33 protein-coding genes are annotated in these 26,786 nt (G+C 42.2%); 2 read left to right on the plus strand and 31 right to left on the minus strand.

From position 1 onward, the window contains the following. Positions 1-28 precede the first annotated feature (28 nt). Genes gpJ through I3B46_RS13130 form a run of 5 tightly spaced genes read right to left on the minus strand, consistent with a single transcriptional unit; the run spans position 29 to position 7,217 of the window. Positions 29-4,771: a TipJ family phage tail tip protein gene (gpJ, locus tag I3B46_RS22705; RefSeq protein WP_196992988.1), complete on the minus strand. Its 4,743-nt coding sequence runs from the start codon at positions 4,769-4,771 to the stop codon at positions 29-31. Between the two features lie 52 nt (positions 4,772-4,823). Beyond that, positions 4,824-5,429, minus strand: coding sequence for a tail assembly protein (locus tag I3B46_RS13115; protein WP_196992989.1), 606 nt, complete (start codon positions 5,427-5,429; stop codon positions 4,824-4,826). After that, positions 5,426-6,136 carry a C40 family peptidase gene (locus tag I3B46_RS13120; protein ID WP_113532814.1) on the minus strand — a complete coding sequence of 237 codons (711 nt, stop codon included), beginning with the start codon at positions 6,134-6,136 and terminating at the stop codon, positions 5,426-5,428. The genes I3B46_RS13115 and I3B46_RS13120 overlap by 4 nt, the downstream gene beginning before the upstream one ends. After that, positions 6,133-6,876, minus strand: a complete 744-nt coding sequence (locus tag I3B46_RS13125; protein WP_196992990.1) for a phage minor tail protein L — start codon at positions 6,874-6,876, stop codon at positions 6,133-6,135. The genes I3B46_RS13120 and I3B46_RS13125 overlap by 4 nt, the downstream gene beginning before the upstream one ends. Then, positions 6,873-7,217 carry a phage tail protein gene (locus I3B46_RS13130; protein WP_196992991.1) on the minus strand — a complete coding sequence of 115 codons (345 nt, stop codon included), beginning with the start codon at positions 7,215-7,217 and terminating at the stop codon, positions 6,873-6,875. The genes I3B46_RS13125 and I3B46_RS13130 overlap by 4 nt, the downstream gene beginning before the upstream one ends. A gap of 144 nt (positions 7,218-7,361) precedes the next feature. Between I3B46_RS13130 and I3B46_RS13135 the strand changes: the two genes are divergently transcribed. Beyond that, positions 7,362-7,604 (plus strand): hypothetical protein, encoded by a 243-nt coding sequence (locus I3B46_RS13135; protein WP_014656500.1) that lies wholly within the window; start codon positions 7,362-7,364, stop codon positions 7,602-7,604. Positions 7,605-7,607: 3 nt separating this feature from the next. Here the strand turns inward: I3B46_RS13135 and I3B46_RS13140 are convergent, their stop codons facing one another. The 25 genes from I3B46_RS13140 to I3B46_RS22020 all read right to left on the minus strand — a co-directional run bounded on the left by I3B46_RS13140 (position 7,608) and on the right by I3B46_RS22020 (position 26,116). After that, positions 7,608-7,823 (minus strand): hypothetical protein, encoded by a 216-nt coding sequence (locus I3B46_RS13140; RefSeq protein ID WP_196992992.1) that lies wholly within the window; start codon positions 7,821-7,823, stop codon positions 7,608-7,610. Between the two features lie 11 nt (positions 7,824-7,834). Continuing rightward, positions 7,835-10,681, minus strand: a complete 2,847-nt coding sequence (locus tag I3B46_RS13145; RefSeq protein ID WP_196992993.1) for a phage tail tape measure protein — start codon at positions 10,679-10,681, stop codon at positions 7,835-7,837. Between the two features lie 62 nt (positions 10,682-10,743). Then, positions 10,744-11,322, minus strand: a complete 579-nt coding sequence (locus tag I3B46_RS13150) for a zinc ribbon domain-containing protein (protein ID WP_105874200.1) — start codon at positions 11,320-11,322, stop codon at positions 10,744-10,746. Between the two features lie 41 nt (positions 11,323-11,363). After that, positions 11,364-11,843 carry a type VI secretion system-associated protein TagO gene (locus I3B46_RS13155; RefSeq protein WP_196992994.1) on the minus strand — a complete coding sequence of 160 codons (480 nt, stop codon included), beginning with the start codon at positions 11,841-11,843 and terminating at the stop codon, positions 11,364-11,366. Between the two features lie 148 nt (positions 11,844-11,991). Then, positions 11,992-12,816, minus strand: a complete 825-nt coding sequence (locus I3B46_RS13160; RefSeq protein WP_196992995.1) for a DUF2971 domain-containing protein — start codon at positions 12,814-12,816, stop codon at positions 11,992-11,994. An 88-nt stretch (positions 12,817-12,904) separates the two neighbouring features. After that, a complete protein-coding gene (locus tag I3B46_RS13165; protein ID WP_196992996.1) occupies positions 12,905-13,918 on the minus strand; it encodes a hypothetical protein in 1,014 nt (337 codons plus the stop codon). 220 nt (positions 13,919-14,138) lie between these two features. Then, positions 14,139-14,420 carry a hypothetical protein gene (locus I3B46_RS13170; RefSeq protein ID WP_004916404.1) on the minus strand — a complete coding sequence of 94 codons (282 nt, stop codon included), beginning with the start codon at positions 14,418-14,420 and terminating at the stop codon, positions 14,139-14,141. Positions 14,421-14,428: 8 nt separating this feature from the next. Then, positions 14,429-14,521, minus strand: coding sequence for an SEC-C metal-binding domain-containing protein (locus I3B46_RS22710; RefSeq protein ID WP_071599634.1), 93 nt, complete (start codon positions 14,519-14,521; stop codon positions 14,429-14,431). 24 nt (positions 14,522-14,545) lie between these two features. Further along, positions 14,546-14,818, minus strand: a complete 273-nt coding sequence (locus I3B46_RS13180; RefSeq protein ID WP_163748649.1) for a DUF1799 domain-containing protein — start codon at positions 14,816-14,818, stop codon at positions 14,546-14,548. Between the two features lie 26 nt (positions 14,819-14,844). Beyond that, entirely contained in the window at positions 14,845-15,150 is a 306-nt protein-coding gene (locus I3B46_RS13185) for a phage tail assembly chaperone (protein ID WP_060561429.1), read from the minus strand. Positions 15,151-15,191: 41 nt separating this feature from the next. Continuing rightward, positions 15,192-15,845 carry a phage tail protein gene (locus tag I3B46_RS13190; protein ID WP_072502334.1) on the minus strand — a complete coding sequence of 218 codons (654 nt, stop codon included), beginning with the start codon at positions 15,843-15,845 and terminating at the stop codon, positions 15,192-15,194. 46 nt (positions 15,846-15,891) lie between these two features. Next, positions 15,892-16,293 (minus strand): phage tail terminator-like protein, encoded by a 402-nt coding sequence (locus tag I3B46_RS13195; protein ID WP_196992997.1) that lies wholly within the window; start codon positions 16,291-16,293, stop codon positions 15,892-15,894. Further along, positions 16,290-16,871, minus strand: coding sequence for a hypothetical protein (locus I3B46_RS13200; RefSeq protein ID WP_196992998.1), 582 nt, complete (start codon positions 16,869-16,871; stop codon positions 16,290-16,292). Before I3B46_RS13200 ends, I3B46_RS13195 begins: the two co-directional genes overlap by 4 nt. A 1-nt stretch (position 16,872) precedes the next feature. Continuing rightward, positions 16,873-17,223: a hypothetical protein gene (locus I3B46_RS13205; RefSeq protein WP_196992999.1), complete on the minus strand. Its 351-nt coding sequence runs from the start codon at positions 17,221-17,223 to the stop codon at positions 16,873-16,875. A gap of 2 nt (positions 17,224-17,225) precedes the next feature. Further along, positions 17,226-17,705, minus strand: a complete 480-nt coding sequence (locus tag I3B46_RS13210) for a DnaT-like ssDNA-binding protein (protein ID WP_060561424.1) — start codon at positions 17,703-17,705, stop codon at positions 17,226-17,228. Between the two features lie 40 nt (positions 17,706-17,745). Next, a complete protein-coding gene (locus I3B46_RS13215) occupies positions 17,746-18,030 on the minus strand; it encodes an Ig-like domain-containing protein (protein ID WP_120752681.1) in 285 nt (94 codons plus the stop codon). Positions 18,031-18,032: 2 nt separating this feature from the next. After that, positions 18,033-18,986: a major capsid protein gene (locus I3B46_RS13220; protein ID WP_196993000.1), complete on the minus strand. Its 954-nt coding sequence runs from the start codon at positions 18,984-18,986 to the stop codon at positions 18,033-18,035. A 13-nt stretch (positions 18,987-18,999) separates the two neighbouring features. Continuing rightward, positions 19,000-19,761 carry a hypothetical protein gene (locus I3B46_RS13225; protein WP_105874191.1) on the minus strand — a complete coding sequence of 254 codons (762 nt, stop codon included), beginning with the start codon at positions 19,759-19,761 and terminating at the stop codon, positions 19,000-19,002. Between the two features lie 111 nt (positions 19,762-19,872). Next, on the minus strand, positions 19,873-20,994 hold the full coding sequence (locus I3B46_RS13230; RefSeq protein ID WP_196993001.1) for a phage minor head protein: 1,122 nt from the start codon (positions 20,992-20,994) through the stop codon (positions 19,873-19,875). After that, positions 20,991-22,361: a DUF4055 domain-containing protein gene (locus tag I3B46_RS13235; RefSeq protein WP_196993002.1), complete on the minus strand. Its 1,371-nt coding sequence runs from the start codon at positions 22,359-22,361 to the stop codon at positions 20,991-20,993. The genes I3B46_RS13230 and I3B46_RS13235 overlap by 4 nt, the downstream gene beginning before the upstream one ends. Continuing rightward, positions 22,361-23,935, minus strand: coding sequence for a terminase (locus I3B46_RS13240; RefSeq protein WP_196993003.1), 1,575 nt, complete (start codon positions 23,933-23,935; stop codon positions 22,361-22,363). The genes I3B46_RS13235 and I3B46_RS13240 overlap by 1 nt, the downstream gene beginning before the upstream one ends. Then, positions 23,932-24,420 (minus strand): DUF2280 domain-containing protein, encoded by a 489-nt coding sequence (locus tag I3B46_RS13245; protein ID WP_196993004.1) that lies wholly within the window; start codon positions 24,418-24,420, stop codon positions 23,932-23,934. The genes I3B46_RS13240 and I3B46_RS13245 overlap by 4 nt, the downstream gene beginning before the upstream one ends. 30 nt (positions 24,421-24,450) lie before the next feature. Then, positions 24,451-25,080: a putative metallopeptidase gene (locus I3B46_RS13250; protein WP_196993005.1), complete on the minus strand. Its 630-nt coding sequence runs from the start codon at positions 25,078-25,080 to the stop codon at positions 24,451-24,453. After that, entirely contained in the window at positions 25,077-25,817 is a 741-nt protein-coding gene (locus I3B46_RS13255; protein WP_196993006.1) for a hypothetical protein, read from the minus strand. Before I3B46_RS13255 ends, I3B46_RS13250 begins: the two co-directional genes overlap by 4 nt. A gap of 170 nt (positions 25,818-25,987) precedes the next feature. Further along, on the minus strand, positions 25,988-26,116 hold the full coding sequence (locus tag I3B46_RS22020; RefSeq protein WP_255531685.1) for a hypothetical protein: 129 nt from the start codon (positions 26,114-26,116) through the stop codon (positions 25,988-25,990). A gap of 98 nt (positions 26,117-26,214) precedes the next feature. On the opposite strand from I3B46_RS22020, the gene I3B46_RS13260 reads away from it, so the two are divergent. Further along, positions 26,215-26,433: a hypothetical protein gene (locus I3B46_RS13260; protein WP_196993007.1), complete on the plus strand. Its 219-nt coding sequence runs from the start codon at positions 26,215-26,217 to the stop codon at positions 26,431-26,433. A 51-nt stretch (positions 26,434-26,484) separates the two neighbouring features. Here the strand turns inward: I3B46_RS13260 and I3B46_RS13265 are convergent, their stop codons facing one another. Then, entirely contained in the window at positions 26,485-26,667 is a 183-nt protein-coding gene (locus I3B46_RS13265) for a hypothetical protein (RefSeq protein ID WP_196993008.1), read from the minus strand. Positions 26,668-26,786 lie beyond the last annotated feature (119 nt).

Below are 26,786 nucleotides of genomic sequence, written 5' to 3' on the forward strand. Positions count from 1 at the left end.
ACCGCTTAATAGCGGTCTCGTTGTTGATTTACTTTTTAATGACAATGAGCGTTGTGCTGTTGAGCATTAAATTGTCATTATTGCTAGCGACGTATTTAATGCTTGCTCTTTCATTGGCTTTTATAATTACACTCCCACACGATATGCTTGGATTTGCAGTAAAAATAGTGTGTTCAGAACTAGTCAAGCCAACCTTAAAATCCACACCAAGATTTGCCCTAACAAATTCAACTCCGTTTTTTTGCAATGCAACAAACATATTGTAAAGTCGACTTGTTGATGTTTTACGTGCAATGCTTATTGATGGACAAATTATAATCCGGTCATATTTTTCTGGTTCAATAATGACCGTTGACCATGGGCTAATAATGTATGTGTTGCTTACATCCCCAATTAATTTTTCAATATAAACCGTCCCGTTAAACTCGCCATCGGTTGCATAAATCTTACCGGTTATTTCAGCGTCATTTGCAATCAGCTTCCCGTTTTCAAAGTCCAGCATGAGACCTTTTTTAGCTAAAGGATCCCAATTTTTGGATTTGATAGTCGAACCGATTAACAGCTTTTCAATTGTCGCTTGATTAATAAACGCTTCATTGATAAACACCTGCCCATTTTCAACAAAGAAAACCGGCTCTAACTTACCGCTGGATGGATTGAAGATACCAAAAGTGTCGGCACTGAAGCCGATTTTAGTTGAGACAGTGCCGTTTTTTACCTCCGCCCCCATCATGAATTTTGCATCGTAATATTGATTATTCCAATTCACCCCCGTTTTAATTGTGTAAATTGCCGAGCCATTGCCGTTGTGGTCAAAAATGGTTTGCCCACGTTGCTCAATAGCTGCCTGCTGATTGTCAAACTCAGCTCTCGTCAACTGACTGAAATCTGCCAAAGCTTGCTCGTTGTCGCTGATTGACTGCTTGTTATCACTGATTGACGACTCTGCTTGACCGATTCGAGTAGATAAATCTGTGTTAACTTTAGCAATCGCCTGGTCTTGCTTCGCAATCGCTTCTTTCTGCGTGTCAATTTGGGCTTGAACGGTGTCAATCCTGCTATCAAACTTCGCGTTGAGCTGTTCATGGCTTTTTGCAACTGACTGCTGAGTATCTGCCAGCGCTTCTTCTACTCGCGTAAAACGAGCGCCGTTCTCACCGAGTTGAGCATCAATTTGCGTGAACTTCTGCGCATAAGCTTTATCGTTATCAACAATGATTTTGTTGGTCTCACGAATAGAGGCTTTAGCACGTAAAAGCTCAGACCCTTGCTCATTTTGCTGCGCGGCAAGTTGCAATGTGCTTTCAGCGTGGGTGCTATCGGCATTCGCTTGCGTGTGTTGCACATTCGCAATGGATGAACTGTTGTCATTAAACTGGGATGTTTGAAGTTGCTGAAGCTCCGTGACAGTCTCATCCGTTTTCGCTATCGCTTTTGTGTTCGTCGTGACAGCGGCACTAACTTTCGATAACTCCTCTTTGTTCGAGTTGATGTCTTTCCCGAGTTCTGCGCGCACTTGCTCTGTGCGTTCTGAGTGTGCTTTGTCTTTCTCTGCGATTGATTTACGCACATCCACGAATTCAGCTTGCGAATCTTCGTAGTGCGCTTTCACGCTCTCTGCAAGCTCAGCCGTTGCTTTTTCATTCGTCGCAGTTGCATTCGCGATACGCTTAACTTCCGCTTTCGACTGTAGCAACTCAGAGCTGTGTTGGTTAACTTGAGCTGTCGTCTGCATTATCGCTTCTGAAACTGCAAGCTCCACATTTGACAATGACGTCTCAAAGTGCGTGATATAGCCGCGCATCTCGCCGAATTCAGCTGTCGTTGATTGTTCAAACTTCGCTTGTGATTGCTTTAAATCGGCGGTTGCTGTCTCAACTGTTGTGACACGTGATTTAACACCATCGACATCAGCTTTTACTTGACTAATTTGCTGCGCCGTTGCTTTCTCATAGCTCGACTGAGCATCCTTAATATTCAGGATTTCAGCGGCGTTATAGCTTACTTCAGCACTGATTTTCTCTTGCCAGCGCGCAGCGGCTTCTCTGTCAGTGACTTGCACTTGCTCAATGCGGAATATCTCAGCTTTTCTATCAGCAACTTCTTCTTTCAAACTAAAATGAACTTCCGTCGTGAACTTAGTGTTCATCATTACTGCTTCGCTGACCGCTTCAACATCTCTGTCAATGCTGACAACTTTCTGCTTCACATCAATCGTGTCCAACTCAAGCTCTGCAATCGCTTCTTTGCTAAAGTCAATCTGCTCTTGCATCTGCTTGCCTGCTTCGGTGGTTAGGAAGGTGTCGCCAACCGCGTCCAGAATACCCTCAACATCCGTTGATGACTCACCTAAAACAACGCTCGTCCACTCTGACTGATTCCCGCTTTTATCAACTAAACGAGCACGGAAATAGAAGCGCGCACCTGCTTTAAGGCCAGACATGCGATACGATTTTAGCGGATAAGGTACATCAGCCAGCAGTTGCATAGATTCAACTGTGTTTTCAGATGAATATTGCAGTTCTGTTTTTAGCGTGTCGCTCGTGTTCGCATCAAAACCCCAATTGAGAGTAATGCCCCAAACCTCAGAAGTAGCGCGTAAATTTAAGGGTTTTGGTGGATTACCTTCTTTTCCGTTGAGTTGAGCTTCTTCCGCATTAGCCCACACGCTGGAAATTTCAGACGCATTAATCGCCCGTACGCGAACTTGATAACGGCCTGCATAAATACCATTAACTTCAAACCCCAGCGTTGATGTACGCGGGGCATTTATCCAGTTACCGTTGTCACGACGCCATTCCGCCTCATACGCAATCGCACTTTCAGCCGCTTCCCAATCAACCCGTAAAGTTGTAAATGCAATGCCTTGGTCTACTTGTGTGTATGAAGAAATACGCACATTTTTAGGCGCTGGCTGTACTTTGGGTGGTATAACGGTAATGGGTCTTTCGTCAATACGTGCACCAGCATCGATATGCTCATAATTGTCAGGGTTATGGATAGCACCTGAGATGGTGTAAGTATTATCACCGTTATCGCTGATGTTAATAACGCGGTACAACTGGATAGCTAAATCATCAGAATCAACCGCCCATACTGCTTCTTTTTGCGGCACTTGCGAATACTCAACCGAAACAGTAACGACTTTTTGATTCACGGCCGTAACGGTTCGCCCTTCTGATCTACCATCAGGCAAATTCACAATCAGTCGGTCACCAGCTTTAATTGAGGTGGCTCTATCGAGCGTGATCTTACGCCCATCAACCGCGGAAATGCGTCCACCCGTATCGCGACCCGCCAAGGTTGAATCGGCCAATCCGATAATATGACCAGGAGAAGGTATCGCGCCTTCAAGCCCTGTCGCAAAAGTGACCATGCGGTCATTCGCGTTCGTCAATAATGCCCAGCGACCACGACGATTGGCTTCACTGCGACGGGTACAACCAATTGCAGATAGCTCTGTTTTTCTTACACCATATCGACGCTGAAGCTTTAAGTCCGCTACAGCTTCAACATCATCATTGCTGTGATTATCAATGTCGGTAAAGGAAACTAATGCTTGAGTATAACGGTTTTGAATGCTGCCGCCTGAATATGTTGGCTTACCACCGACAATATTTGCATTTGTGAACACTCTAAAAACTGGCTCAGGCATATCAGCGACAACATTTATTTTGTTATCAGACCAGTACGTCATCCCTCTAAATATCGCGGCAATATCACGTAAAACGGTATAGGCAGTCTCTTGTGATTGAATATAAACATCACACAAGAAGCGAGGCTCTTTTCCATCTCCACCGCGCCCATCTGGCACCATTTCATCGCAATATTGTGCAATCTTATACAGATCCCACTTATCAATTTGTGAAGCATTAATGCGATCACCACAACCGTAGCGGTTATTTAAAACCAAGTCATAAAACACCCACGCTGGATTATTGGTTGCTGCAAGCTTAAATGTCCCATCCCATACACCAGAATAGGTTCGATTAATAGGGTCATAGTTAGTGGGCACTTTAATCAGTAATCCCCCTTTAGGGCGAACACTAATTTTAGGGATCCTGTTGTTAAATTGACGAGCATTAAAGGTAATAAATAACAGGGCTGTATTTGGATAACGCAGTTTTGCATCAATGACTTCCACAACGGCGGCAATTGTCACTTTATCGGCAATACGGGCGGTATTCTGATTCTTAGTGAGCCGGCGAACACGCAATTGCCAGCCTGCATTCGCTTTAGGTAATTCAATGCGATGTGTTCGTTGGTATTCACTGGTCGTTTTACCGTCAAATGCCGATTTGATGACCTCCTTATACCCCGAACCATCCGTCGAAAGCTCAATGATATAATCCACACGATAGCCAGTCGTATCACCATTATCATGCTGTTGCATAAATTGCGGCACAGAAAAACGAATGCGGACAGCGGACAATTGCGTATTATTGATGCTTCTGACATACGGCTGATCATCTTTCAGCTCCATCCCCACCTCGATTTCGTTATCAACGGAGGGGATACCTTGGATGTATTCTTGATGCTCACTACCCGCACGGAACTCCCACGTCACACCTTCAAAGTTTTTAGAACCATCCGCATTACCAATGGGGGTATCATCAAGAAAGATCCGCGTATCATCCAACCCACCTGCTATTTCACCTTCTGAAATCGCCAGTAAAATTTTCGCGGTTGATTCCGCCAATAAACTATCGGGTGACTCGACGGGCGTATGTCCGCCTCCTCCGCCCCCTTTTGCACCTTGAATTTTCACCATATTTCACCCATAAAAAAAGCGGCTATTAGCCGCTATGAAAGTTTAAAGTTATTTACTGCTGGTCTTCGGTATATATCCCCGCCGATATGACAGCCCCGCCAATTTCTCGCCGATCTAGCCCATAAAATAGCGGCACAGGATTACCTTGCGCAGTGGTGTTGACTGTGCCACCAAAGGCATAAGACGGTTTATTGTCGGCGTCTTGACGCACAGATAAGCCACGCGGCTGAGGTGACAGCATTTGCACTACGCCACCTAGCGCCATCGCAGCACCACCCATAGCCAATGCCCCGCCCCATGTTCCAGCAGCAGTGAATGCAACAGATAAGCCACCGGATAAAAATGCTGCCGCACCAATCATTGCTACGCCTAATATTGTTTGAAAAAATCCGCCTCGTTTACTACCTTTAATCACTGGCGCTATGCGAATATCTTCGCAGGTATCAAGGTGCAACTCATCTTCACTAATATTGCGCTTACCTTTAAATACGGCAAACTCTAGCCCTTTCAGGTGTGCATTCGCGAGGAATTGCTCAAAGCCGTCATAAAGCACTGATAATGCTTTTATGGCTTCACGAGGGGAATCTATATCTAATTTATGTTCACGCCCAAATTTTGCGCCCAGCACGCCGTAAAGCCGTATTGTTTTTAAACTCATACCAACTCCTTGCGTCTCACTATTTTTACCGTCCGATCTCGCCAGTAATCGCTGTAGGGTACTAACCTGCTGAGTTGGCCATAAAGATGATGTAGCAGCATTCCATTAGAGATAACACCAGCGTGATTAGGCACATCGGCTTGCACTTGCATAATCACCATGTCACCTTCTTTAGGCTCACCAGTAACGTCGACAAAACCTGCTTTCTGGTAATTATCCATGTATAAGTTTTCACCTTCTTCCCACCAATGCCTATCGACACTATAGTTATGCAGCTCAATACCGTATTTTTGCCGGTAATAGTCCATAATGAGCGACCAACAATCAGCATAACCCAGCACAAAAGGCCGCCCTTCTAATTCGCGCTCACCTCGAGGGTAAATAATTCGAATATCACCCTCAGGCCATGATGCAATAACCCACGGCAATCCAGTTGCATCACACTGTAATTTATCGATTTCACTCGGTTGTGTTGTCACGCCATCACCACAATGGCTATGCACTATCGCAATTGGCTCACCCCAGTCCTCAGCAAGAGCGTAATCTTCTGGCGACAATTCAAAATGTTCATCGGGGCTATCAGAAAGGTTACGGCAGGGGAAATATTTTTTGGCTCGGCTTTTTTGGCAAATAACACCACAGGCCTCTTTGGGATATTCAGCTTTCACATGCTCAAATATCAGTTCAGTTAATTTCTTTGTGATCATCGTATTAACCCCGCTGCTGGGAATCCTCCAAAATCCAAAGGCTCATTTTCACCAAAGCGTTTTTTGCAGTCACTGATAAGCCCACCGCATTTGTCTAATGCAGGATCATCAACCGGCTCTCCACGCTCATTGAAATATTTATTGCCGGTATAGTTACACCCGCGACCACTGCGGTAATCACCCTTCATGCACCAATAGCACAGATTATGTATCTGGCGAACGGGTATCATAATTCCCTGTAAATCAAACGGGCTAGACAGCTCGAACTCAACAGCTTCACCAGCCACCTCATTAGTTTTACGATCGATGTAATAAACTTGTTTAAAGCATTCGTCTGGGTTAGCGGTTGGATTACCATCAGGAAAATTTTTGGCATCAAGATAGTGAGCAAAAGTTTCATAAATAGTGACCTTGGCTAAGGCCATGTCGTCAAATTGCAAACACAATGACGATATCAGCCCATCGATGTTAGCAACCCTCAATATTGGCCTTGGCGGGCTACCATCGCTATTTTTTGACATGCCCTCAATTTCATAAGGCCACGCACCGTACTCATTGCCTTGCCACCAGATGGATTTTGGCTTGATGTCACCATCCGCGGCGTCAATCTCTTCTGGTGTATGAGATAAGTTGTAAGCGTGAAACCTAAGCACCGGCCCATCAAATTCAGATCCATCAACTTCGATAAGTTGAACCTTGTTGCCCGATTCTAGTTTTTGAATGTCAGATGTAATATTCATGCGCTAAAGGCCTGCTCAAATGTTGCTGTGATAGTGACTGCAAGACCACCAATGGGGGTCATCGTGATTGAATCTGACTTAACGCGATACAACCCCTTTTCTCCAAATGGTGGCGTCCATATAAATGACTTTGCGGTGTGCTCACGGATAAACTTAAATATCGGCATCACCTCATCTTTCATTCCTGTATAGGTAAAAGGCCATGACTGTGATTCCGTGTTAATTCCATCGCCCGCAACTTGTTTGTAACCATCACCAAAAGCGACTTCTTTTATTCGATGAGTGAACTCACCCGTTGGCGTTTCTTGCGTTTGCATTCGCCACTTAAATTCTTCAATCATGGTTTACCTCGAAAAAAGACGGCACAAAGCCGCCTAATGATCAAATATCAGGATTTTCAATAGTTAAATTTGGTTTATGGTTAAGGATCAGCCCTGTGAATTTTACCGAAGTGATGGCTGATTAACTTCGGTGTGAGGACTTTTATGACGATTACTGAAAAAGATAAAACACTTAGAGAAATACAAGATGAAGTTGCAGCACTTCGAATTGCATTCGGATATCTCGGATGTGTAATTCCACGTGATAATGCAGTTATGCTCGCCGATTTAATTGTGGCAATGGCTGACCATCAAGGGTTTGATGATAGCGTAAAAGAAAAACTAAAATTCCTTGCTGAGCAATTAAAAGGGAATGCTCAAGAACAAGGTAAGTTTGTTCAATTGTAATTACTAAGAACGAAGCTTCATTGGAGGTGCTGTTAATTTATCTACAAAAATAACATCATCTCCACCTTCTGGCGATTTACCCATTCTATCGCTTAAAGTGGAGATAGCCTCGCCTTGTTGAAGTGACGCAAGCTCTAATGTTGCCACCCGTTCTTCTAGGCTTGGACCACTACTAACAAAAATAACGCCTGAAAATTCAGCTTTATTTTGATTACTCATAACTACCTCTCTTAATTGCCTTTGATTGTTCTTGATAATGCAGATGCTGGGTTTTTAAGTAAATTATTAACCCCAACTTCTATCATTTGCTGGAGTTCACGCTTCAATGATGAAGCATTGGTTTGATTACTTGAAGGTTGTTGCTGCTGCCCGCTTTCAATGTTAATGCCTCCTAAATTAATCTGCACATTTCCACCACCAGCAATTTGAGGGTTGCGGGCGATAAATGCGGTTGGTTGCGTAACCGACATTGGCGCTGAACCACCGACATAGCCGCCAGAAGCGTACCCTTTTTGACCGTAATCCATTAGCCGGTAAAGGTTGGCAATACCTAATCGTTGCGTGGCTTCTTTTGTGAATACAAACTCTCCACCATGAACGATGCCCATCGGTTGATACTTGCCACCATCGCCAGTGTAGCCGCCTTCCGAGTGACCTTTTAACCCTAAGAAATTACCTACTGCCCCACGCCAACCATCAGCTTGACCACCAAATGCCGCTTTCATAGCATTTAGCATAGCCATCTGCATTAACATCTTGGTGGTCATCTCTAAGAATGAGCGAGTGAAATCAGCAAAATTAGCTTTGCCTGTCAATACAAAATCAGAGAGACTGTTACTCATGCCTTGGAATGCTGATTGACTAATTTGAGCTACGTTACCGTAAACATCAGTGGCCCGCTCTTGGAATTCAGCAAAGCCTTTCTTAACGCCTAACTCCCAGTCAGCACGAATGGAGTCTTCCTTAGCATAATACTCCTCTAAGGCTTTTCTCTCGTCTGGTGATTTAGCTTTCTCTAGTGCGATGTCTCGTTGATACATGCGGTCAGACTTACCTGCTCCCATATCCAACGCACGACTTCTGGCATTGATTTCCTCAACTCGTTTGAGCTGTCTGTCTAGCTCTCGGTTATGTTGCTTTTGAAGCTCTACAGCATCCCCAGCAACCGCTAATGCCTTTTGTGATTCAAGGATAATTTCTTTCTTCGCTAATAATGCCTGCTCATCTTTGGTAAGTTTGCGGGTTGCCTTTGCTTCTTCTAGCACTGATATTTTAGCTTCCATATCCCAAAGTTTTTTACGCTCAGAGCTAATAACATCACTAACTGTTTTATGCTCTTTTAACACCTTCAATTGTGCTTGTAGGGATGTAAGAGCCTTCTGATTCTCCTCATCTAAACGCGTTCCTGCGTCAACTTTATAAGCGCTACTCCGACCAGAGCCGGGCATTTTCCGGTCTCTGTATATATATTTAATCCTTTCTTCATATTCTTTATATTCTTCATCGGTCAGATGCGCTCTATTAGATTTTAATTTTGCTAATTCCTCATTTCTTTTTGTTTCCGGACTCGCATATTTATCATGATAGTATTGCCTTATTCTAAACTTCTCAACTTGTTGTTGTTGAAAGATTTTTTCTGCTTGTTCTTGCGCCTCTTTAAGTTCAACGTCTGCCAATTGTTTTCTGAGCTCAGCCACCTTGGCTTTTAACTCATCTGGTAGCATATTGGTTTTAGCAAAGAAAATGCCTTTTGATGCAGGATTTATTTGGAACTCTACTAACATTCGCTCATATTCGTTAACTTGTTGCCTTAAGTCTTTTTTTCGGCCAATATTAAGCATCTCATCCCAAGCGTTTTTGGCCGCCTCCTGAACCCCCTTCCATGCGGACTCTAAGAACCCAAGATTTTCAACAATATCATTAGCACCATCATTAATTGACTGAGCGTACGCATCAATAGCTAATCGAGCGGCTTCGGTTTTATTCCCCTGTAATTCCAAAGTTCGTATTTGCTCTAACTGAGCTGCTGTGAGGTGGTGATTCGCTTTTTCTAATTCCAATGACATTTTAAGAGGCTCATCTTGTAACCGCTTAAACTGATCAATAGTGGTATCAATCGCCTGCCCTGTGATGTAATTCATTTGAGCAGCGGCTTTTGACACTCGGGCTATTTCATTGTTTGAAAAAACACCAGTTCCAACAACGCTACTTATAACGTTAGCCATTTCAGAGCGTGTAATTCCCGCACCAGACATAGCTCTAGCCATCTCATTAAGCTGTGATGCAGATTTATTAGCGTAATTCCCCGTCAAAATAAGTTGTTTGTTGAACTTGGTGAACTCTGACTCCGCATCAAACAAAACCTTCATTAAACCAACAACAGACGCACTCACAACGCCGATTATTCCGCCTCTAGCAATGCCGCCTAAACGGGTTGTGGAAAGTAGGTCGTTTAGCGTTCCTTTTAGCCCGCCACTGGTTTTTGCAAGCTCATGCGTTTGCTTGTTGCTTTCTTTGATTTTGTCAATATATTGTTTAGCCGATTCACTGACGCCTAGCTGCGCGGCCTTCATCTCAAGAATTTCAGTCTTCGTCTTACCGATGGATTCAGCTTGCGACTTTAAAGAGGATAAGAATTGCTCTGCTGCCCTTTTGGCTTTATTTGTTGCCGCCTCCTGAGCTAGAAGTGCTTGCCCTTCAGAGGTAAGAGACATTTGAACTCTTGTTAGCTTATCTCTAGTTTGGTCAAGTATCTTGTTGTAATCTAAAAACACATCCCTTGGCAAAAGTCCTTTTTTGCTTGCATCAGACAACTTTCGCTGCCACTCATCTAACTTTTGAAATGCTTTGTTTGTTGGATTTATTGAATTGAGTAAGTCATCAAGTTCTTTCTTTTGTCTTTTTAACGCATCCGCTGCTTTTTTTTGATGATCGATACCCCTGTTGAATTGGTCATTTAACCCCTGAGATGCACTGCTTGCCTTCTCTGCTGTATCGCCGAACTCCTTTAACTTTTGAGTTCCACGTTCTAGATCTGACGTATCAGCTTTTAATGAGATTGTTGCTATATCTGCCATTTAGTTTCCTCCAGATATAAAAAAACCACCCGAAGGTGGTCTATTTTTTAATAAAAACATGATTAGCTTAAAATCAACTTCTCAACCTTATCTTTAAATTCTTTTTTAATTTCTTTCGGTAAAAACGATTCGATAGTTGATATGTTGAATTTCTGCATTTTTAATAAGGCATCTCCTGTTACTTCAGGATTCTCATCCTTAATCCTATTAATAAGTTTAAGTAATTTATCATCACATATTGATGCCTTACCATTACATATTACAAATAATTCTCTTTGATCGTAGTTAATAGCACTAAACTTATTTTTTGCATTTGCATCTCTAACAGCTTTATTGGCTTTATATTCCAACAAGTCACTTCCGCAATGTTTACACTTGATGGCTTCATTGCTAATAAATTCAGCACAGTATGGGCATTTTACAGAATTAGAATTACTAGACTTTCTGCCCCCGAAGATTACCATTAGCAAACCGCAAAGCATGATAAAGCAGCTTATCAATACAAAATTTTGTCTTTGCGCCATTAGCCCGATATTGTTAACGCGATTTCCATAGCTAGTTGCCACGCTGACATCCATGTTAAAAGCGGCAAATGCAGCCAAAATACCTATAACAAGCAATACCCATCCAAAACCTTTCATGTAGCCCTCACCTCAGTTTTTAATCAGTCTAGTTTCCTTGGTTATAACTTCCAATTGCAGGCTGATGATATTTCCTTTGCCACCACATCGATATTATCTAAGTTAAATTCCGCTATTACCTGTGACTTCCCATATGGACTATAGCCTGTTATCAAGTTACTTTTCCCTGTAAGGCTTTTTATGAAAGAAACTGCATTTGGGGCAAATAGTGACGTTCCACCCTCCCCCATACCCCAAGATTGATATACCGTCTTCCCTTTATCTAGCCGCAATGCAACCTTTGAACTGTAACCTCCACCCATATAATCTTCCATGGACAAATAAGCTTCAGTTTTATTATTCTGACAACGCAAGAATAGCGCTACATCATGATCGTCAGCAGAAAGCATGGCGTAGTAGTCAGTTTTATCTGTTAACTTGTTCTCTTCTTTATTAATTAGCCAATCACCAAGCTTTTCATAATTAGCAGCTAAAGTAGAGCCTGATAACAACAATAACGGGATGAACAAATAGTTTTTCACTTAGCATTCCTCGGATACAAATAAATTTATCTTATGATATCCCGAGGGTGACGCAAAACAAAGCAAAACACCTCAGTTAAGAGGCGTGGTGTGTGATCTGGATTACAAGCCCAAGGACGGGCTAGGCAACTGAAAAATCCTAATGCTTTTATCTAAAAGGCACCTTTGATTTGACAACTTCAACATGGTCTTGCTCTATTGTTTTTAAATACTCATTCATTTCTTCAATTGATGTTTTATTTCTTGGACCTAGTATTATTTTTTTTATTGGCATATACCCATCCATGCTCATCTCCATTGCATGATAATCAGCTTCTCCATATGGGGTATTTCTTTTCCCCAAAGCATATGGGTCATTACCATTATGTATTTCTATAAAACCTCTAACCTCTTTTTCATCGTAATAAGATTCATCTTTGAATAACGAGGCTAGCCTTTTTGTTGCCAGTTTTAGTTTACCCATAGCAATTCTTTTATGCACTGGATCATCTTTCTTAAATTGTTCATTTATTCCATATAGATAATATTCCAAGTATTCAAGAAATGCTTTCTTGTCATAGAACACATGCTGAAACTGAATTTTACCGATAACTGGAGCACCTTTATTCAGGTATCGATTCCCCAAATTAAACATTTGCAATTCTAGTGGATCAAAACCAAGCGAAAAACCCTCACCAAACTCTCCATATCCTCTCCACATACTCAGCGAGTCACTAGAAGACGAAAATGATGATATTAAAACAAGAAATTCATCTCCCATATTTTCAGGAGACAACTTATCAACCTCTTCGAGCAATGCTGGATAATGCTCTTCAACGTAGCTTCTTATAACTGAAAACCCTACAGTATATTCTGTTTCATCATTCATTTTTCTTAAATCAGTAAGCCATATGCTTTTTGATTTCATCATATTGAAAAATGTGTCTTTAGTCGTATAGTGATAAACTAAACCTTCTTGCTCGCCTTCTCTCATTTTTAAACCTCATAGATAACTTAACTAAAATTATCATATTCTACAGATGGGATTCAGGCAACAAAAAAACCACCGGAGTGGGCGGGTCTTATTCTTCAGATTTCTTATTCGGGATTTTTTCAGCTTTAATAATAATTGCTGACTTAATTTCATCACCCAGAACTTTGGCGTTTATGGTTAGCTTGATTGGCTCCCTATCCCACTCACCTTGCTGAATAATCTCTTTATTTTCTTTTTCATCTAAAAACACATCTTGAACTACGCAACTAACTAGCTCGCCAGTGGTTACATTTTTTACTGTAACCTTGAATGGTGCAGGATCGCCTGGTTCAACTTTAACAACCTTATATATGCCATCAATTCTTCTTTCGGCGTAAGTTTTACGTTTTGTTGAGGTTAGTTCTTTAGTTAACTCAGCATCCAAGACAACACCATCAAACTCGATAGTGTCAGCTTTATTCAAGTTCTTTAATAAGTTACCTTTTGACTCAGTGGCTATTTCATTTTGCTGCTTAAGTTGAGGTATGGACTCGATAACACCTGTAACAAGTTCCATTCGTTTAGTCTCTTGCTCAGACATAAACCTAATCGACTCTAGCGTTTGCTTTTCGCCTTCTTTGCTTATTTCAGCAAGTTTTATTTCTCGCATGGTATCTAGGTAATACTTATAAGAAGAAGACGCTCCCCAGATAAATGCAGCACTTATCACTGTTATTGCTATCTGTTTTCCTGTCATTTTCTTAAGTACCGATTTTTTAAGTGATTCTAAAAAACCACCAATGTTTATCTCAATTATGGATGAGCCTTCATCAATAGTTATAACCAACTCTATCGATTCTAACTCTTCTTTCGATAAACGCTTGTTCTGATCACCATATTTAAAAGCGGCGTATGCTTTATTGATATGCGCCTGCATGTCAATAAAACCTTTCATTACGGATGGTGTAATGCTTTTATTAAACTTATTACCCGTAAGTCTAAAGGTTAAGTTTGGCCAGCCTTCAAATGTTACGTTTTCTGGAATCTCATGACCTTCAGCATACTGCGCAACCAATCTGAAAACATCATCTTCCGAATTGATGGTTATAGTATCTTCTTTCAAACCCATCCCCTAAGCATTTTGTGTTGTTTTATTTGTACGCAAATAGGTTAATCGATATAAAATAATCACCACCTACTGCGTTCTCTGCTTCGACACCGATACTACTCATTGATTTTATGACCATAATATCAATATTACTTAAGGATGGTTATCTGGTAATTTGATCAGTGATAAACACCAAACCACTGTATACACACAATGACATCTACTCGTTTTATGATCAATAATCACCAATGCTTCTAAGCGCGCGAGAATATGATTTAAGTCCCTCTTCCGCATACTCATTCGAATGTTTTATACAATCTGTTATCTTATGAGTAAGTTGATGTATTTTCTCAAGAAACTGCATATCTTCGTCCGTTCTCGATTTATGTGCTTTTTGTTCTAATGGAGCAAGTAATTTTAATGCCAGTGTCGAAACTTCATATAAATCATAATACAAAGCATCCGCCGATTTCCTATACTCAATTAAGTCATATAGAATTTCCCTCTTGCTAGCCATAAATCCTCCTATTTCAACTTCCCACAGCACCACTTATAGCGAATTCCGCTACCACATGGGCAATGCTGGTTACGAGTTGGTTTGATTTTGATTATGTTCATGTATCCTCCTAGGGCATTGCTGCCCTACTTCTTATGCATTACCTCTAACGCCTTAGCTTCCATAATGCGCAGATCGCTAAATACGGTCGCCCTATCTTTGATGTTGAGCAAGTCCATCACTTGGTTTAACGGGTTGTAATCCAAGCCAGTGATGCCACTCATGCCTACGCGCCATTGTGTCTTCATGGCTGAAAATACTTGATACGATTCCCAAACGTCAGGCCACACCTCAACATCATCAATGTCAGGCGGAAAGCCAAAAGCACGCTCGAACTCAGCTGATTCTTTTGAACTCATTCCGCCATACATCGCCTCGGCGACCGTTAAGAGTTTTTTTCGCGATTACCCAAAAGCTCATGATAATAAGCTGTCGTTATAGCGCCTGCCGCTGCTGGGTAATTATCGAACAATAAATTGAGATTATCTTCGTTATATGGCTCTTCGATAGCCCAATCAGCTATAATTTTCTTGAAAAAGTCATCAACCTTTTCGTCTTTCAACTCTTCCAACTTGCTCATTGGCATGTGATTAAATGTAAACGTCACTATCTCTGGCTTTTCTTTACCAGCGACAGGAATTTTTACATCTGCTTTAAATCTTGGTTCAGGAATCAAAGTAAACTTAGGCATTGTTACCCCTTAAAAAAAACCCCTCATAAGAGGGGATGTTATTATGCTGTCGCGTAGATTTGCATATCTGACTTAAGAGAAAAGCGAGCTGATACATTCTCAACCTCATTGATGGCTGTGTTCGGCACGCGCTGAAATGAAACACTTGCAGAGTAATAGCGATCTTCACCTGCTCGTTTGTTATAAAATCGTATGGCTGTTAACTGTTTTGTGTCATCCAGTTTCATCAGTAACTTACGAATTGGTAATTGAGCGTCATGAGCAAAAGTATAGACCTGAACGATACCCGATTTATATGTATCAATAGTTTCCGCTTGCTCATCTTCAAGAAATTGAATTTCTTGTGTTTGCTGCTCACCGCCTTCGGTGGATAGCGTCATTACCTGCGGCATGACCTCCCACTCTTGGATGGTTTTTAATGTTCCCTTCCCTCCGCCTACTGGGAATCTTTCTGTGTCCGTGGTATCGACCCCCTCGAGAGTGACACTGGTTTCTGCCGCAGCCTTCACTCGATACACGCCAGACATTCTTTTCCATCCAGATATTACTTGAACAATATCGCCAGCTTTCACGCCGCTAGATGCAGCCACGGTAAGAACCGCCTCTGCGGCGTTGCTTGCTGTAGTAAATTCTACTTCTTTACCATATTTACTTGCCACGTAGACTCGTGAGCCATTAGGAATGTTATAGGCCATTGTTAACCTCTATTTTTAGGTATAAAAAAACCGCAATTAAGCGGCGTTATCGGATTGCGTTACATCGATATGATGCACGAATAGGAATGGTGTAATTTGTTTCGTCTGAAATTGGAGTAAACTGGCTAGGCTCTCCGTTAATGTAGACTCCCTCCCCTAATGTTAATCCATTTTCTAATCTGTTTTTAACGTCATCAGCAATAGTTGATATCTTATCGTCCCCACTCCCTACTTTCCCAACTACGTTAATTTGGATAACACCACGACAAACAGGCATATCCAGAGATAACCCGATGTTATCCGTTTCTGCTGGCATGATATGAAGCTGGAGATAGGGATCGTTGATATCATCAAAATAAAGATTAGGCCATGCGATTTTTAGGTTTAAATCCTTACCAATACTCGCAACCAGCTTTCGTATTTCAGCATTAATTGTCGACTGATTCATGATTTAGTTTCCGATACGGCAGAGTTGAAAAACTGACTAAATTCCTCAGCAGTCACAGCAACCATGCCGTTAGGTGCTTGTTTCGAATGCCCCATTTCAAGGCGGTAAGCATAATGTACATTGTTTGTGAAATAGATAGCTTTCATTCCTACCTTAAATTGTTCAATAACAACGTTGCCTAACGCCTTTGTCATATTGCCTGACTTATCTATGCGCCCCGTCTCGCCTTCCGCTGGGGCATCAAATGACACCTGCCAATTACCTCTAAACCGCCCCCCTGTATAACCAGGAGGAACATAAATATCCATAGAGTCATTAACACGAACACGCTTTTTTAATTGACGTCGCTTTGGTGTTAAATTATTAGGATCTTGTTTTAGATATTCATTATGTTCAAAAACTGCTTTATTGTAGTTTGAGGCAACCCTATTAACTTCCCATAATTCAGGATTTCCAACAGGTGACATATCAACAAGCTTCGCTAATATTTTAAACCCTGTATTTTTGACAACCGTTTCAATATTTGCGTTAGATTTGTCGATAAATAAGTTAATCGACTTCATAAACTGATCTGACATATCACGCCCTCAATTGAGACTGATAGCAAATAACAATATCAGCAGGTTTTACGGGATTGGGTTCATGAACGCGCAACCAAACGCCATCGACAAGCACCCAATCCCCTTTCTGAATATCAATATCTGGAGGAAGTATCATTTTAATATCCGTAGAGAGAATAAGCGTGCCGTCGATTTCGTAAGGTTTATATTGCGTTTTTACCCCGACAACAGAAAATAACGTTTCTGGCTCAAAGTGTTCCTGCCCCTCATCATCAACCCAATGCTTACCATCACGCTTAGCCTGATAGGAAACGCCATATTTTTTCAACATCCTTAATGTCGTGCTCTGCCCACGTTGATAAATGTTCATGGCTACCTCATTGCAAATGTATTAATGGCAAATCCATCCGAGACATCAATCAAGCCAGATAACAAACCTTTTAACCAAGGAAAGTTTGGCGCACCTGTGTTAGTCCCTTCGGCATATTGCACAGTAATAGCCCCCTCAATTCGCTCAGAGGTGATTTCAGCACCTAACGTGGGCTGTAGGTCATTTTCTACTGATTCAATCGCTAAACGGCATTGAGCTTGAATTAATTGCTTTGGTATCTGATCGCTTGGGATAGTAACGCCGTCACGAGATAACCCTGAGCGTGGGAAAGATAAAGGCTGGTTTGGATTGGTTCGTTTACCTAACCATTTCTGCGACTCAAGATAATCCATTGCCGTGATTAGCAATGCTTCTAACCCACTATCTAGTAAAGTGATATTTCTATCCTCAGCGTATTTCTTTAAATCATCCACGCTGGCGTAGCTATTAAATGTTAGAGAGTTCTTATCAGGATCAATCATGCTCACCTCAAAAAAAAAGAGGGGCACAAAGCCCCTTAAATTACTCATCTGGAGAAGTTTTTTCTGTGAATGTAATTGCATCAGTATGTTGCGCAATGCCATCAACAGTGGCGGTGACAATAAATTCACCTTGAGCGTCAGAAGTTAATTTCACTGTCGCACCACCAGCTTTGCCCGTCTTAGATGAAGTAACGCTTAATTTACCACCTGTTGTAGACCAATTAACGGTAGCTCCTTCGACTGGAGAGCTACCCTTGGTGTAATTAAGAGTGATCGTTACTGTATCTGTACTGTCAGCGATAGCGGACGTTTTATCCGCTGACAGGGTTACTTTCCCTCTTCTGCTGTCAGTTTAATCATGACGCCAGCAGTTAATTTGTCGCTAGTGAAATGCTTCTTCCAGTTACCTGCGGTGCATAACTGAGTTAAATCAGGGTTTTTGCCTTTTGATTCATCCCAGCTATAGCCCAGAACACCAACGTTAACCACACCTTCACCACGATAACCAATTTCCAAGTTCTCCTTATCATTGATTTCATAAGATCGGAAAGTTGGCTCTTGGGATTCAGTGATGGTCACGGCTCCCGGCACTAAACCAAAGATAGCATCTACTGGCGCCGTATCTGTTACCAGCACAGGCTTGCCTAGCGTGCCAGGCTGACCACCGTAGATAACTACACCTGCCTCTTCATACACTTTGTTGTCAATTGCCTGATCAACAATATCGAAGTAGGTTGTGGAGTGCATAACAAACAGATTTACGCGGTTGAATTTATCGCCGTATTTGCGTAAACCTTTGGTCAGTGTTTTCTTGCCATCTGTCGCAATATCCGCAGTCACCACCATTTCTTTGTTATTACCAATCGCAGCACCTAAAGCAGCTAAGGAGTATTTGATATAACCCTCTAATGAAGCATCTGCCGCATCGGTACCCACCAGCTCAGAGAACTCCGATACATCACGGCCACGGCGTTTAAATGCTTCTTCTGTCGTTGCATAAGGACCATATTTCCAAGGTGCTTTTACATCAACAGATTCGCCCGCGCCGATTTTTTTGTTCTCTACGGTGTCCGTAGAATTTACATCACGGTGTTCAATAGAACCGCCAATTTGGTAGAAAGCACGTTTACGGAAGTCACCTTCAATAAACAGATTATCTAGCACGATAGCGCCATTTGATGCCTGATTAAAGACGGCTAAATTATCTTGGCGACGCTCTAAGAACGCCGTTTGTGCCAAATCGTTATAAATCACTAAATCGCTATTAGTTGTCGTAGCCATTACTTATATTTCCTTACTCTTTTGGAAGTTTTAAATATGCGTCACGCCCGTATCGGCGAATATAATCAGCCTTGTCACTGGCGGACATTTGAGAACGTTTAAAATGTGCACCACCTTGTTTATGTTTCCCTGCATCTGTACCAGAGGCTGCGGGGAATAAGTGAGGAGCACTTTCTTTTAGGGATTCAATCCATTCAATAGGTGATAATGGCGTGCGACCATCTTTGCCCATGATTGGATTGCCATCTTCATCAACGGCTACGGCCTGACCTTCATCGTTGATCTGAAAAATGCCTTTGGCACGTAAAATTAAATCTTCTTGAGCGCTGGTTAATGCACCCGCTTTCCCTGCTGCGGAACGAATTTCATCGCCTAATACACGAGCACGGAATTTATTTGCAAACGCCTCAGCCCTTTCCACTCGGCTATTGGCTTCTTTCAGTTGTTTATCAACGTCATTGCGTAAGCGCTCAGTACGTTTATTAATGACTTCATCAATTTTGCCGTCAGCGATTAACTTGGCTTCTTCATCATTTTCAAAACGTTTGAGAATTCCACGTACAGCATCGGGATCAATACCATCAAAACGCTTGAGATTATCGTTTTGCTCTTTGAGCTTGCCTAGCAACTCACTGTTTTTAGCCTTTAGCCCTGAAACCTGCTGGTCGATAATAGCTTGAATTTCTGGAGTGATTTCCGGTGTTCCACCACCTCCACCTTGCGAACCATCATCAGTATGTGAATAATATTTGCGTTCGATATTCATAAATAACATGTGATTCCCCTTGGGATTGAATGCGCCTAGCGCGTTGTGATAAATCAGCCCTGAGCTGAATTCGGTTAATAAAAAAGGCCACCGAGGTGACCTTGTTAAATGGTTTATTGATTAGCTATATCCAGCCTCTCTAAATGCCTGCTTGTCTATCTCCCTGAGTTGTTCGAGAGAAATAAACTCACCTTTGTCAGTATAAAACTCAGAAGGATTCATACCGCCTTCTTTCATCAACCTAAATCGCGTTTCCCCAAACACCTGTCGCTGTCGCCACTCAGGTTGTCGCTGTATCCAATCAAGAAAATTAGTATCCGCTGGCACTTGCCCGTCCATTGATGCTCTCGTTCCTGCATCCATCTCATCTAAATCAATGCCTAATTCACGCCATGATTTAGTAACCAATGTTTCTGTTGAACGGCAATTGAAGTGGATTTTTCCGGGGCCTTGTAGATAAGGAACTTTATGACCAATAGGCTTACCTTCCAGCGTGTATCTCAACCTATCCCGAATAATGCAATCGTGAGATGTTTTATTATCGAGGGTAGATAACCATTGCTTACAATCAAGAATGTCTTTATTGGCATCAGCAAATTGATCTCTTGCTGTCGCTTGTAAGTGATTAATTGCCGTCTTTGCTATTGTTGTTGCGTTAGCCCTACTGAGCTGTAGAGCACCATCTTTATAACCTTGGTTTGCATGTCCTCTGATTTTACGTCCGATTTCTACCGCACTATCACCATTTAAATAACCATTACGAACAGCGTTATTTATGCGTGTCATGCGATCTGACTCTAATCCATCAGCCCATTCAGAAAGTAATTTCCCTTGAAATGGGCGAGACATGACTGAGGAAAATAGCATTTCCTCTGTAATGCTCATTAGTGGATATTTGCGTAGAACAACATCAGGTAGTAGAGAATCAAAAAGAGATGGGTAATAACCAGCCTCATATAATGCATGTGCTCTCATTTCTTCCGTCAGTAGCGAAAAAGCGCTATCAACAGCTCGCTTATTAATACTTCTAACGCTGGATAGCAACGACTCCAATCGCCTTGCAGTGAAGCTATTAACATCGATAGAGGCATCATCTAAGGCAACAATAAGTGAAGCCGTTAATTCAGCATCAAACTCATTAAGAGCTTTTATCATGCGTCTCGCCACCCCTGTAGAATAGCGACCAGAAAACAGGGAGTGAGCAATCAATTCATCCATTAACCGCTCATTCACTGATCTCATGTTTCACCTACCATTGTCGGCTCTTGATTATTAAGCTCATCCACCACCACATCCACATCATCAGCGGGGTCGATAACATCATATTTTTGCAAACTACGAACCAAATCAGATTTACGCGTTGCGCCAGATTGCCATGCTGCGACGATTTCACGGATCATCGAACTATCGGCAATATGATTAACGAGGTCTTTGTTAATTTCAAAAGAAATATCTTTCGTGTCTAAACCTAAGTATTCAGCACACCATATTAGCGATTTACTGCATGCATCGGAAACGTTAGAGCAACAGATACTCAGGATAGAGGTTTGGGCGTTCTGTTCACCGACAGACTGAATAACCGTTTTAACCTTACTGTCAGCAGAAACCAATTGAGCGCCCAGCGCAACCATGTAATCGCGCTTACTGTCCATCGCCTCTTTAGCCAGCATGTTGGGCTGTGCCTGTATATAACCACAGGTACTGTTTTTAGGTAGCAAAAAAGGTGAGCGGGAGCCCACCAGCATGCCGTTCTTTTCCAAATAATCACGCCACTCTACATCTAGCCCTGCAATATAGGGTTGAACTTGACCGCAGAAGAAAACAGAGTCCTCATAATCTGCCGAGTTTCGATAGTGGCCTAGGTTAATCTTCGCAAGCCCCAGTAATGGCGCTTCATCTATCGTGTGATCATTATTCTGAGCACCAATAAACGTAAACGGGATTTCATCCCACACGCCATTACCAGCACGCTCAGGCATGTATTCAGAATCGATTTGAAATACACTTTGCCCTGCTGCCTTGCGATAAACACGGCAAATGAAATGACCGTCTTCCATGGCTAATACGCGGTATTGAACCGCATCCTTAAAACCAAATCCGTCCTCTTCTTCAACGGTTTCACGCAATACCACCAGCGTTAACATTGTTCGACCATTAATCCGCGCTGTACGCCAATTAATGATGTCTTCAGCTTGGTATTGGAAAATGTACGGCAATTTAGAATCACTGTTGTAATCCACATACAGGCCGTGACGCCCCACTTCCAACACCGATTCAAGTGAGGATTGCGCCAATTGGTAAATGCTTGAGCCCGCGCCATCTGCATCGTCTTTTAAGCAAGCGAGCTTGTCGGTGACTGCAACGAGCGGATCCTTTTTAAACGCCATCCCTATCATACCGTTACGGGTGTTACCTGTTATTGGGTAAAACACCGCGCGGTCTTGATAGTCCTTATTGCGTTTCTTTTTGCGAGCATCATCTTGTTCAATAAGCTCAGGCAAATAGGTGTTTATATCCTCACCACCTCGACACACATCACGGACTAGCTTCCATTGAGGTGCCGCTGCTTTGTATTCAGGGCGAGTAAAATCAACAGTGTTTATACTCATCAGAAAGTGGTTCCTAAATTAATGCCAAAGGCTGGTCGAACTGGCTTATGAAGAACGCGATAACGTGTACTATCCCAATCATGATCTTCTTGCTCGGTATCCACATCATCAGGGTTTTTAGAGTCTCGAACTAAAACAGGGACTCGACTGATCCACCCGCGACAATAGTCAAACACATAAAAGGCGGGCTTTTCCGGCATACCCGTTTCTGTTTTTTTACCTTCAATCACCGCCTCAAGCATGTCGGCAAAAAGTGATGCTCCATTGATACGGGAGCCTGGGTTTTTATTCGCTTTCATCCATTCGACACCTTGAGCTTCCATTTTTTGTGCAATGGAGTCCTCATCATCGTTTGGCGTGTAAATCGAATTATCCGCAGGGCCTTTAATCACTTTTTTACAGATATTGGGCATGATGTTCATTTGCCCCTGAGTTAGGCCATCTTTGACTATTTCTTGCGGAATAGCAGAGTCCAGCCCTGCCAAGCGCTGATCAATCCACTTAATACCTTTAGCCACGTTGGTGGATGACATGTTCAGACCTTTGTTAAGCTCATCAGGGGGGCAACCGTACCATTCACCGATTAAGATTAAGGAGCCAGCAGGAGGGCAAAATTTACGACCATCCGATAATGTCGCCTCTGAACCATCCGATTGTGCCCACCACAAATTGGAAAACGGTTTCGACTCTCCCCAGTCATGGGAACGATCAACAATCCAGCTGTCAGGTATTCGAAACGGCTTAATCACATGGTGTGTCGCATTCCAAAGATGGTCAAACCGTCCGCCACTCGTCACATCCCAAGAGCCTTCCACCCACGCCTTTTTACGGTTTGGATCTTTAATGCTCATGAGTGTCGCGATGTATTGAGGGTCTAAGTACGGATTTTCTTTAAATGAACCATGGATAGCGACGCGAGTTAATGTGATTTCTTCTTCACGCTCAGTTTGTGGGTTAAACACTTTTTGTGTTTCCCGAATCACGGTTCCTCGTGGCTTTGGTTCGATAAAGCGCTTTTTCACCCACGTATGACCAATACCAAACGGGTTTGTAGTACTAAATGTTTCTAAGGGGATCGGCTTTAACAGCAAGCCGTTCTCAAGCGGATAATCTTCAGGCCTAAATGATGAACGGCGACAAGAAAACATTGCCTCATAAAAATCGGCTGATTTTTGTTTGGTTAATTCGTTAAAACCAATAAAGGGGAACTCTTGCCCGTGGTAATCCCAATAATCATCCGCTTCTTTACCAAAACGAAATAGCAACTCTTCACCTGTAGGCCATACCCAACGTAATTCCGAGGCTGATGCTAAAAAGCGAGCGCCGTCTTTAAACAGTCGATACATACGTTTTGATTGCGTGATGATGTCACCAAGGTTTTTGTATTCCGTATCGAATATAACACCGCGCCAAAATGAGCCATAACCCACGCCAACGTTGCGCCTAAAACGGGCAAGTTGTGCCGCTGTTTTGCCGGGGCCTCGCGTACCTTCATACAGTATTTCGTTGCATGGACAACTTAGTGATAAAGACTGAGAACCAGGCAAAGGCTTCCAAACTACGTTGTATTTCATCCACCGAGTACCTCGCCTTGTTGCTGCTGTGCCGATTTCTCCCAGTCATCCACATTGTCACAAGATGAAACCAGCATGATGTTGTGATTGAGTTCCGTTTTCTGCTCTACCTTGTGCCTATTGGTATAAACATCCCCGCACTCTTTTGCAGCTTGCTCCGCTAATTGAGCCGTTAATGCAAAATTACGCATCCCTTCAGCCTTAGAGGCCATTCGGTCTAGCATCCTTAAACGATAAGCTTTATTGGCAATAGGAATGTCAGATATTTCATTCTGAAACCGTTCACGCGTTTCATTAAATAAATCAACCCAGCGCTGTGCTAATTTTCGTCCACTTGATTTGGTCGGGTCATGAGATTCCACTTGCTGGCGGCTCACTTTTAACCCAAATTCATTTTTGACGGACTCCACCACCTGAGAGGGGGAATCATAGCAAGCAAGGGATTGAATAATATAAATTTTAACCTCTGATTTTAATGCTGCCATAATCAATACCTGTCAAAACTAGTCAAAAATTTATGCCAGTTTCATTAAACAGGTTCCGCATACTCTGGATATATTCAACCTTGCCACCTCCGGCTTTTCGCTTGCGGCATCAATGATTGCTTGAACCTCTTCACTAGCGCCATATCGACGAACAACGCCGACAAACTCTTCTACGTCATGCCCTCTTAATTTCAATTTAGGCATTCCTTCTTGCGTAAACTTAGGTGCACCGAATTCATCAATATCTTGTGCAATGTGGTAAAGCTCATGATCGACTAGCGCACAAAACTCAACATCAGAGCATTGAGCGCAATAGTCCGCCGCTAATGTGATAACAAATGTAGGGATGCGATCAAACCACTGATACATTTGCTGCTCCATTCTGGCTTTCTGCCAGCCACCAGCACGCATCATGACCTCTTCACATTGACCTAACACATACCGGCCTTTCTTACTAAATGAGTTTGAGGCCCACATAAAACAAATATCCGCATCAATTAAATGCGTATGATCAGGGTTATGAATATCGCCGTTATCATCGAGTAAATGTTGCTGTACCCATGCATTAATTTCAGGGGCGGGCATTATTTTTATGTACGGAGAAAGATCTTCGAGAAACTCATGTGGTGGATATGGCCTAGCTAATATTTCGTTATTCATAGCATGCGTGACAAAGTACCACCACGACACAGATCCCCTGCAATCATCCGCTTGATAGTTTCCGCTAGCGATTTCTCTTGTTGCTCTATGGTTTGCTTTAAGCTGATGATAGACATGTTATTAATGCTTTCTTTGCATCGCGCATCTTCAAGCTGCTTATTTAGCTGGGTAATTTGACGCTGTAGACCAGATAGGTGTTGTGCTGTTGATTGTTCGCTTGCGACTAATGCATGCTGGAAACCTATCAATTGAGATTGCATCTCATCAAGGGTAGCTCCGACATACTGCTTATACTTTTCAAATTCAGCCTCTTCCTTTGTAGTAGCTTCTATCGTCGCTGAGGTGGTGATGCCGCTATCGATAAATATTTGATCAGTACTGACATTAAATGCTTGAGCGGAAAATCCAACGGACACTTTAATATTAAGGTTATCACCACCATTAACAACATAATGGTCATAGCCTGCCTTATCGGCCCATAGATTATAGACCTCAGCGCCATTAATTATATTTTGGTTGATATCGTTAATTTGCTTAAGTAATTCTGCGGATCTATCAATATTGACTAAATTGATATCTTTGTAATCACGAGGATTTTTATAGACATTTCTCCCCAAAAGGGAAATCCCTTTGAGTTCTTCATAGAGTGCGGATCTATCCTCAATTAATTGAGATATTTTTTCTTTAAGACACACGCAGCGACCTATTGCTTCAAAATGAATTTGTGTATCTGACATGACTGCCCCCATAAATGAAAAGCCACCAGCGGTTAACTGATGGCTATTTGGAATATTATTCTAGGTTTATTTATATGGGTCTCGTAAACTCCGAGACTAGTAGTAACCAATACCTATATAAAACTCTATCAATGCTACTCAATGAATAGCATTTGTAGAATTAAATAAAATTAATGCTGTAGTGCTACTGGGGAAAGCTCACCCTCTTCAAACCATGGATACTGAGCGCGACCTTTGATATGGCCTTCTTCACCACTGATGGTTACTTGTACAACCTGACCTAGTTCATGTTCAAACATTGAAATACACCATTGTTTGATATTGAAATGTGAAAGCTTCATCCCCATGTATATACAGTCACAATGAAGTGACCAATAATAAAAAAGGAGAATTCCAAATGAAAAAATTATTTATCCCATACGGGAGTGATACATCTTCAGGTGAGTACATGTGCGTAGATTGTGGGTATGTATTTACAAAACAATCGAATAAATCGCTTCCTGTTTGCCCAATGAGTAACCTTAGTAGTGACGTTATTCCTCACGTCAGAAACGGATGGATTTCATTGAGCGGACAAGGTGATGCCCCCGAAGATCCATATCCAGATGAAAAATAATAATCACTTGTAACCAATAGCACCCTTCGTGGTGCTATTTTTCCCCTTTAGTTATTCTAGTTGCAGAACGCCATGTTCGGTTGAGCCCGAATAGGCCACTAGCCCTTCATAAACAACGTCATCACCATCAAAGACTTTGCCCTCTTCAATGGTGTAAGACGGTTGCCCTTCTTCCTGTGCAAACTCATGAAGAGATTTGATTTGTTCTGACGTTAACACTACTTTTGCTGTCATATTTATGCCTCATCAAAATTAAACATTATTAAGCATCCTGAACTATGCTATTGTTAATACTCACCCAGCAGGTGAATTGATTTGTTTTTCATGTTAGTTAAATGACGACCTCTTGATTT

Origin of the sequence: Providencia sp. 2.29, assembly GCF_015832305.1 — a bacterium.
GTDB classification, from domain to species: Bacteria; Pseudomonadota; Gammaproteobacteria; order Enterobacterales; family Enterobacteriaceae; genus Providencia; species Providencia stuartii.

Bases quoted from the DNA above. Each gene is read 5' to 3' on its own strand.
- I3B46_RS13150 (WP_105874200.1), bottom strand. From the start codon at position 11,322: ATGAAAGGTTTTGGATGGGTATTGCTTGTTATAGGTATTTTGGCTGCA.
- I3B46_RS13220 (WP_196993000.1), bottom strand. From the start codon at position 18,986: ATGGCTACGACAACTAATAGCGATTTAGTGATTTATAACGATTTGGCA.
- I3B46_RS13145 (WP_196992993.1), bottom strand. From the start codon at position 10,681: ATGGCAGATATAGCAACAATCTCATTAAAAGCTGATACGTCAGATCTA.
- I3B46_RS13185 (WP_060561429.1), bottom strand. From the start codon at position 15,150: ATGCCTAAGTTTACTTTGATTCCTGAACCAAGATTTAAAGCAGATGTA.
- I3B46_RS13140 (WP_196992992.1), bottom strand. From the start codon at position 7,823: ATGAGTAATCAAAATAAAGCTGAATTTTCAGGCGTTATTTTTGTTAGT.
- I3B46_RS22710 (WP_071599634.1), bottom strand. From the start codon at position 14,521: ATGAACATAATCAAAATCAAACCAACTCGTAACCAGCATTGCCCATGT.
- I3B46_RS13170 (WP_004916404.1), bottom strand. From the start codon at position 14,420: ATGGCTAGCAAGAGGGAAATTCTATATGACTTAATTGAGTATAGGAAA.
- I3B46_RS13225 (WP_105874191.1), bottom strand. From the start codon at position 19,761: ATGTTATTTATGAATATCGAACGCAAATATTATTCACATACTGATGAT.
- I3B46_RS13160 (WP_196992995.1), bottom strand. From the start codon at position 12,816: ATGAGAGAAGGCGAGCAAGAAGGTTTAGTTTATCACTATACGACTAAA.
- I3B46_RS13245 (WP_196993004.1), bottom strand. From the start codon at position 24,420: ATGGCAGCATTAAAATCAGAGGTTAAAATTTATATTATTCAATCCCTT.
- gpJ (WP_196992988.1), bottom strand. From the start codon at position 4,771: ATGGTGAAAATTCAAGGTGCAAAAGGGGGCGGAGGAGGCGGACATACG.
- I3B46_RS13125 (WP_196992990.1), bottom strand. From the start codon at position 6,876: ATGAATATTACATCTGACATTCAAAAACTAGAATCGGGCAACAAGGTT.
- I3B46_RS13190 (WP_072502334.1), bottom strand. From the start codon at position 15,845: ATGGCCTATAACATTCCTAATGGCTCACGAGTCTACGTGGCAAGTAAA.
- I3B46_RS13135 (WP_014656500.1), top strand. From the start codon at position 7,362: ATGACGATTACTGAAAAAGATAAAACACTTAGAGAAATACAAGATGAA.
- I3B46_RS13180 (WP_163748649.1), bottom strand. From the start codon at position 14,818: ATGAGTTCAAAAGAATCAGCTGAGTTCGAGCGTGCTTTTGGCTTTCCG.
- I3B46_RS13195 (WP_196992997.1), bottom strand. From the start codon at position 16,293: ATGAATCAGTCGACAATTAATGCTGAAATACGAAAGCTGGTTGCGAGT.
- I3B46_RS13250 (WP_196993005.1), bottom strand. From the start codon at position 25,080: ATGAATAACGAAATATTAGCTAGGCCATATCCACCACATGAGTTTCTC.
- I3B46_RS13130 (WP_196992991.1), bottom strand. From the start codon at position 7,217: ATGATTGAAGAATTTAAGTGGCGAATGCAAACGCAAGAAACGCCAACG.
- I3B46_RS22020 (WP_255531685.1), bottom strand. From the start codon at position 26,116: ATGTTTGAACATGAACTAGGTCAGGTTGTACAAGTAACCATCAGTGGT.
- I3B46_RS13205 (WP_196992999.1), bottom strand. From the start codon at position 17,223: ATGAACATTTATCAACGTGGGCAGAGCACGACATTAAGGATGTTGAAA.
- I3B46_RS13210 (WP_060561424.1), bottom strand. From the start codon at position 17,705: ATGATTGATCCTGATAAGAACTCTCTAACATTTAATAGCTACGCCAGC.
- I3B46_RS13265 (WP_196993008.1), bottom strand. From the start codon at position 26,667: ATGACAGCAAAAGTAGTGTTAACGTCAGAACAAATCAAATCTCTTCAT.
- I3B46_RS13255 (WP_196993006.1), bottom strand. From the start codon at position 25,817: ATGTCAGATACACAAATTCATTTTGAAGCAATAGGTCGCTGCGTGTGT.
- I3B46_RS13260 (WP_196993007.1), top strand. From the start codon at position 26,215: ATGAAAAAATTATTTATCCCATACGGGAGTGATACATCTTCAGGTGAG.
- I3B46_RS13200 (WP_196992998.1), bottom strand. From the start codon at position 16,871: ATGTCAGATCAGTTTATGAAGTCGATTAACTTATTTATCGACAAATCT.
- I3B46_RS13230 (WP_196993001.1), bottom strand. From the start codon at position 20,994: ATGAGATCAGTGAATGAGCGGTTAATGGATGAATTGATTGCTCACTCC.
- I3B46_RS13235 (WP_196993002.1), bottom strand. From the start codon at position 22,361: ATGAGTATAAACACTGTTGATTTTACTCGCCCTGAATACAAAGCAGCG.
- I3B46_RS13240 (WP_196993003.1), bottom strand. From the start codon at position 23,935: ATGAAATACAACGTAGTTTGGAAGCCTTTGCCTGGTTCTCAGTCTTTA.
- I3B46_RS13120 (WP_113532814.1), bottom strand. From the start codon at position 6,136: ATGATCACAAAGAAATTAACTGAACTGATATTTGAGCATGTGAAAGCT.
- I3B46_RS13115 (WP_196992989.1), bottom strand. From the start codon at position 5,429: ATGAGTTTAAAAACAATACGGCTTTACGGCGTGCTGGGCGCAAAATTT.